Annotated in this window: 4 protein-coding genes and 2 pseudogenes; 2 read left to right on the top strand and 4 right to left on the bottom strand. The window is 69.9% G+C overall.

From position 1 onward, the window contains the following. Window positions 1-73 precede the first annotated feature (73 nt). The 4 genes from ASE22_RS17360 to ASE22_RS17375 all read right to left on the bottom strand — a co-directional run bounded on the left by ASE22_RS17360 (window position 74) and on the right by ASE22_RS17375 (window position 5,120). Window positions 74-508, bottom strand: coding sequence for a nuclear transport factor 2 family protein (locus tag ASE22_RS17360; protein WP_056362400.1), 435 nt, complete (start codon window positions 506-508; stop codon window positions 74-76). Window positions 509-696: 188 nt separating this feature from the next. Further along, window positions 697-2,010: a dicarboxylate/amino acid:cation symporter gene (locus tag ASE22_RS17365; protein WP_056362405.1), complete on the bottom strand. Its 1,314-nt coding sequence runs from the start codon at window positions 2,008-2,010 to the stop codon at window positions 697-699. Window positions 2,011-2,076: 66 nt separating this feature from the next. Beyond that, window positions 2,077-4,098 (bottom strand): TonB-dependent receptor, encoded by a 2,022-nt coding sequence (locus ASE22_RS17370; RefSeq protein ID WP_056362408.1) that lies wholly within the window; start codon window positions 4,096-4,098, stop codon window positions 2,077-2,079. A gap of 215 nt (window positions 4,099-4,313) precedes the next feature. Beyond that, complete coding sequence (locus ASE22_RS17375) at window positions 4,314-5,120, bottom strand: GNAT family N-acetyltransferase (protein WP_056362410.1); 807 nt, start codon at window positions 5,118-5,120, stop codon at window positions 4,314-4,316. Window positions 5,121-5,276: 156 nt separating this feature from the next. Between ASE22_RS17375 and ASE22_RS27700 the strand changes: the two are divergent. Then, window positions 5,277-5,596, top strand: a pseudogene (locus tag ASE22_RS27700) (glucose-6-phosphate dehydrogenase); the annotation flags it as partial. Window position 5,597: 1 nt separating this feature from the next. Next, window positions 5,598-6,410: pseudogene (locus ASE22_RS17380) on the top strand (glucose-6-phosphate dehydrogenase); the annotation flags it as partial.

The raw sequence follows: 6,410 nt of genomic DNA on the forward strand, positions 1-6,410 counted from the left end.
CCTCTCTCGGCCTGGCGGGACTGAAAGGTTGATATCAACATATACGGATACTGTCAAAGCCCGTCGGCCCGGGCTAGGCGATGTGCATGATCCGGTAGACGCGGCGGGTGAACAGCCAGCGGCCGTCGATCCGGGCGAGCTCGTCCTCGTAGCGGCCGCGCACCCGCCGGGTCTCGCCGGTCGCGGGGTCGTCGAAGATCTCGGACGTATAGGCGACGGCGCTGGCGCGGTCGCCGTCAACCGCGATGCTGCCCGGCGTCGCGACATAGACCATCGGCTTCGCGCCATGATCGAGGCCGTAGGCCTTCATCGATTCGACCCAGCCCGCGACGATCGCCGCCTTGCCCTCGAACCCGCCGAGGTCGGGCCATTCGGGCAGCGCCCAGCTGGCGTCGTCGGCCCATGTTCCCGCCCACAGTGCGGCGTCCCTGGTCATCACGCCATGGGCGTAGGTCTCGATCAGCTCGCGGATGAGGATGCGGTCTTCGAGGGGGCCGGTGAAGGACATGGGAAGGCTCCGGTCGGAGGAGGTGAAGGGAGAGGCGCTCGGCGGCGGCCGTCGAGCCAGTCGTCGAGCACCTCGCCGAGGACGCGCACGCACGCGGGTTTCCTGCGCGGCCGGCTCGGGGACGCCGCGCCCGTCTCCTGCGGGTGGGACGCAGACTGAAAAACCCCGGCGGGCGGCGAAACTGACCTTTAGGCCAGATGCGCGGCGGGCGGTTCGCCGCGCGGGCCGCCCAGCGCCGCGTGCAGCTTCTCTTCGTCGAGCTGGCCTTCCCAGCGGGCGACGACGACGGTCGCGACCGCGTTGCCGACGAAGTTGGTGAGGCTCCGGCATTCGGACATGAAGCGGTCGATGCCGAGGATCAGCGCCATGCCCGCAACCGGCACCGACGGCACGATCGACAGGGTCGCGGCGAGGGTGACGAAGCCCGCGCCGGTCACGCCCGCGGCGCCCTTCGACGACAGCATCGCGACCAGCAGCAGGCCGATCTGCTCGCCCAGCGACAGGTCGACGTCGCAGGCCTGGGCGATGAACAGCGCGGCGAGGGTCATGTAGATGTTGGTGCCGTCGAGGTTGAACGAATAGCCGGTCGGCACGACCAGCCCGACGATCGGCTTGGCGCAGCCGGCGCGCTCCATCTTCGCCATCAGGTTGGGCAGCGCGCTTTCGGAAGAGGAGGTGCCGAGCACCAGCAGCAGCTCGTCCTTGAGATAGGCGATCAGCCGCAGGATCGAGAATCCGGCGATCCGGGCGATGATGCCGAGCACGACGACGACGAAGCCGATCGAGGTCAGGTAGAAGCACAGCACCAGCCCGCCGAGATTGGCGAGACTGCCGAGGCCGAACCGGCCGATGGTGAACGCCATCGCCCCGAAGGCGCCGAGCGGCGCGGCCTTCATCAGCAGGCCGACCAGCCGGAACACGACGATCGTCAGCCGCTCGAGCAGGTCGGTGACCGGCCGGGCGGGCTCGCCGACCAGCGACAGCGCGATGCCGAACAGGATCGCGACGAACAGCACCTGGAGGATCTCGCCCTGCGCCAGCGCCGAGAGCAGCGTGTCGGGGATGATCCCCATCAGGAAGCCGGTCAGCGACTGGTCGTGCGCCTTCTGCGCATAGACGGCGATGTGGCTGCTATCGAGCGCGGCGGGGGCGATATGCATGCCGTCGCCCGGCCGGACGACATTGGCGACGATCAACCCGACGATCAGCGCCAGGGTCGAGACCGCGAGGAAATAGCCGAACGCCTTGGCCGCGACCCGGCCGAGGTCGCCGAGATGGCCGAGCCCGGCGATGCCGGTCACCACCGTCAGGAAGATCACCGGGGCGATGATCATCTTCACGAGCTTGATGAAGGCGTCGCCGAGCGGCTTGAACCCCGCGCCGACATCGGGCGCCAGCCAGCCGAGCAGCACGCCCAGCACGATCGCCAGCAACACCTGCGCGTAGAGCGATCGCCAGAAGGGCGGGCGAACCGCCGGCGCGGCGTCGGTGTCGATGATCATTATGGGCCCCTCCGAGAAGGCTGACGTCCCATGAATCTCCCTCCCTTTCAAGGGAGGGAGGCAAAGCTACCGCTGGAACTTCAGCGCCACCCACACGGTGCGCGGCGTCGCGCGTTCGACGGTGCCGTCGGCGCCGACGGTCGCCTCGACCCGCTTGTCGGCGATGTTCTCGCCGCGCAGCTCGGCGGTGAAGCCGTGGCCGAGGACCAGCGAGGCGACCGCGTCGAAGGTCAGCGCGTCGTCGAGGCTGCGGCTGTTCTGGTCGTCCTCATATTGGCTGGCGACGTAGCGCGCGGTGACGCCGATCCTCGCGCTGCCGGGCCGATTCCATTCGATCGAGGCGCTCGCCTGGTCGCGCGGGGTCTGCGCCGGGCGCAGGCCGTCGAGCGCCAATGCCGCGCCGCTGGCGCGCACTCTGGGATCGATATGCGAGTAGCTGGCGATCGCCCGCCATTCGCCGAGCGTCGCCATGCCGTCGATCTCGACACCGCGGCTGCGGATCGCGTCGACATTCTGGCGCTGACGGGTGTTGGGCGCGATGGTGACGTTCGAGATCGCGTCGTCGAGCCGGTTCCAGAACAGCGTCGCGCCGAGCCGCCAGCCGGGCAGCGGCGCATATTCGGCGCCACCCTCGATTCCCTTGACCCGTTCGGGGTCGAGACCGGGATTGGCGACGGTCGAATCATTGCCCGCGCGGAACGGGCGGTAGAGTTCGTTGAGTGTCGGCAGGCGCCAGCCGGTATAGGCCGCCGCGCGCAGGCTGACGGCGGCCGCGCCCGGCGGGCTCCAGGCGATGCCGGCGCGGCCGGTCGCCTCGGTCCCCGAGCGGTCGGGATAGATCGCGCTGTTGGCCGCGATCGGCGCTCCGGTCGCGCGGCTGGTCTCGGTGCGCTTGCCGTCGCGCAGCTGCCAGTGGTCGACCCGGCCGCTCGCGGTGAGGGTCAGCCCGCGGGCGGGCAGCAGCGCCAGCTCGGCGAAGCCGCCCAGCACAGTCTGGTTGCCGCCCGCGACCCGGTTGGCGTTGGTCGAGAAGACCCGCTCCTCGGTGCGCCCGCTGACATGGCGGACGTCGCCGCCCAGCCGCAGGTTAATGCCCTCGCCGAGCGGCGGCCGAAGCTCGATCCGCCCGCCCACGCCATTGGCGGGGACATTATATTGGTCGAGCGCCTGGCTGACGGTGGCGCGGCCCGCGCCGATGCTGGCGAAGCCGCTGGAGAATTCGCGGTGCTGCAGCCAGGCGGTCGCCTCCCAGCCCCAGCGGCCGCGGCCGACGAGACGTAACGAGCTGTCGACCGCGAGGTTGTCGTTGCCTGTGAAGGGTACGCCGCGATCGCGCCGGTCGAGCAGGAAGGAGCCATTGGCCTGCAGTTCGGTGTCGGCGCCGACGGGGATCACCGCGCGGGCGGCGGCGCGGCTCTGCCGGTAGCGCGCGGCGCGGTCGACCGGGCCGCGATCCTCCTCGACGGTGGGGATGAAGCCGTCGCCGCGCGCATGGCCGCCCGACAGCATCAGCAAGCCGCCGCCCAGCCGCGCGGTGATCGTCGCGTCGGCGTCGATCGAGTCGCGGCTACCATAAGCGAGCGTCGCGTCGACGGCGCGGGCCTCGTCCGGACCGGCGCTCGACAGCTCGATCGTGCCGGCCAGCGCGCCGGGACCATAGACGCCGCTGCCCCCGCCGCGCGTGACGCGGACATGGCCAATCCGCGCCGGGTCGAGCGCCGCCCAGCTCACCCAGCCGCCGAACGGATCGACCATCGGCACGCCGTCGAGCAGGATCAGCGCCCGGGTCGACGCATTGCCGCCCAGGCCGCGCAGCGTCGCGCCCTGGCTGGTCGGGTGCGCCGAGCGCGCGTCGGACCGGCGGAACTGCTGGAAGCCGGCGGCGTCGCGCAATATGTCCTCCATCCGCCCGCTCGCCGACATCTCCAGCCGGGCGCGGTCGATGCTGATCACGTCGAACGCGGCGTCGCCGGGCGACCGCGGCAGGCCCTGGCCGGTGACGACGATCTCCGCCGCATCCTCGGCCCATGCCGGACCGGTGACGAGGCCGAGACAGGCTGCGGTCAGCAGAAACCGGAAATGCCGCACGATGATCCTCCCGAAATTTGTCGGGGCGGATCACCACTCCAGCGCCGCAACGTCAATGGGAATATAAGTCAACATCGCCGCGAGCTTGTCTGTTCAGCCGTCACCCCAGCGAAGGCTGGGGTCTCAGGAGGCTGGGGTGGACGCTGATCTCCTGCGATTCCGGCTTTCGCAGGAACGGCGGGGGAGAGCAGAAAAGCGCGAAGCTCGCCGGACGCTTACGCCGCGACCTCGAAGCGCTGGGCGTAGCGGACGGCGATGCGCGCGACCGGCATCAGCACGAACACGTCGATCGAGTTGAACGCATGGTCGATATAGGCGCCCTCGCCGACCTCGGCGCCGACCCGCAGATAGGCCTTGATCAGCGGCGGCAGGCGGCGCGAGGCGATGCGCGGGTCGTAGCCGCCGAGCGGCAGCGTCCCGAGCGGGATGGCATGTTCGCCGATCGCGCGGGCGCGCAGTTCGGGCAGCGCGATATGGTTGTGGGCGAGCAGCGACAGACCCTCGGCATGCTCGGCCGGATCGATGCCGGGAAAGCTGGCGCAACCGAACATATGGCCGATGCGGTGGCGCTGCAGATAATCGGCGATGCCGCGCCACAGCAGCTGGATGGTCCCCGCGTCGCGATAGGCGGGATCGACGCAGGAACGGCCGAGCTCGAGCAGCTCGACCCCCTCGCGCCGGCCATGGGCGATCACCGCCGACAGGTCGAACTCATGCGCCGAGTAGAAGCCGGCATGCGCCTCGGCGACGCTCTGGCGGAGCAGGCGATAGGTGCCGACCACCGGGCTTCCGGGACGGGCATGGTCCTCGACCAGCAGATGGTCGCAGAGCATGTCGTAGGGATCGATGTCGCGGCCGGCCGCGCCACCAGCTGCGCCGGCGCCCTGGCCCGTGCCCTGGCCCGCGCCCATGTCGCGGAAGAAGATGTCGTAGCGCAACCGCTGCGCCGCAACCACGTCGGCTTCGCCGACGGCGAGCCGGACGGCGAGGCGGCGTTCAACCAGTTCGAGGGCCTGCGTCATCGTGGCGTCCCCTTGTTGCAACGATGGCCCGGCAATAATGCGGCAATGCGACATGGCGGCTACCGCATCGCGATCGATTTGCTACAACCATGTTCCACAGCCGTGACGACGACGGCATGATCTTTCCGGCGATCGCCGGATCACAGGGAGACCCAAGTGACGGCACCCAGCGAGAAGCTGCTCCTGTTCGGCGCGACCGGCGATCTGTCGCAGCGTATGCTGCTCCCGTCGCTCTACGGGCTGGCGGCGGATGGGCTGCTGCCGGCGGGCCTGACCATCGTCGCGACGGCGCGCAGCCCCCATGACGACGCGGCGTTCCGCGATTTCTCGGARAAGGCGCTGCGCCGCTTCGTGCCCGACGAGCGGCTCGACGAGGARGCGCTCGCGGCCTTCCTGCGGCGGATCAGCTATGTGCCGGTCGACGCGTCGAAGGCGGAGGACTTCGCCGCGCTGGCGGAGGCCGTCGGCTCGACCGANGCGCTCGCGGCCTTCCTGCGGCGGATCAGCTATGTGCCGGTCGACGCGTCGAAGGCGGAGGACTTCGCCGCGCTGGCGGAGGCCGTCGGCTCGACCGAGCGCGGGCTGTCGATCTTCCTGTCGACCGCGCCGTCGCTGTTCGGGACGACGATCGACGGCCTCGCCAAGGCGGGRCTGGCCGGCGACGGGGTGCGGATCGGGCTGGAGAARCCGCTCGGCTACGACATGGCGTCGAGCCGCGAGATCAACGATGCGGTSGGAGCGGTCTTCCCCGAGGACCGGATCTTCCGGATCGATCATTATCTGGGCAAGGAGACGGTGCAGAAYCTGCTGGCGCTGCGCTTCGCCAACAGCCTGTTCGAGCCTTTGTGGCGCGAGGGCGGGATCGACCATGTCCAGATCACCGTGTCGGAGACGGTGGGGCTCGARGGCCGGGTCGGTTTCTACGAYGGTGCMGGCGCGATCCGCGACATGGTGCAGAACCACATGCTCCAGCTGCTCGCGCTGGTCGCGATGGAGCCGCCGGCGCAGTTCAACGCGACCGCGGTGCGCGACGAGAAGGTCAAGGTGTTCCGCTCGCTGCGGCCGATCGACCGGGCGACGGCGACGASCCACAGCGTGATCGGCCAATATGGYGCGGGCGCGATGGCGGGCGGTCCGGTGCCGGGCTATGTCGAGGAGCTCGGCAAGCCGTCGGCGACCGAGACCTTCGTGGCGCTGAAGGTCAACATCGACAATTGGCGGTGGCGGGGCGTGCCCTTCTACCTGCGCACCGGCAAGCGGCTGCCGAGCCGCCAGTCGGAGATTTTCATC

This window comes from Sphingomonas sp. Root720, from assembly GCF_001428605.1.
Taxonomy (GTDB): Bacteria; Pseudomonadota; Alphaproteobacteria; order Sphingomonadales; family Sphingomonadaceae; genus Rhizorhabdus.

What these genes read in the sequence shown, in the direction of transcription:
- ASE22_RS17360 (WP_056362400.1), bottom strand. Translation starts at nt 508, where the DNA reads ATGTCCTTCACCGGCCCCCTCGAAGACCGCATCCTCATCCGCGAGCTG.
- ASE22_RS17365 (WP_056362405.1), bottom strand. Translation starts at nt 2,010, where the DNA reads ATGATCATCGACACCGACGCCGCGCCGGCGGTTCGCCCGCCCTTCTGG.
- ASE22_RS17375 (WP_056362410.1), bottom strand. Translation starts at nt 5,120, where the DNA reads ATGACGCAGGCCCTCGAACTGGTTGAACGCCGCCTCGCCGTCCGGCTC.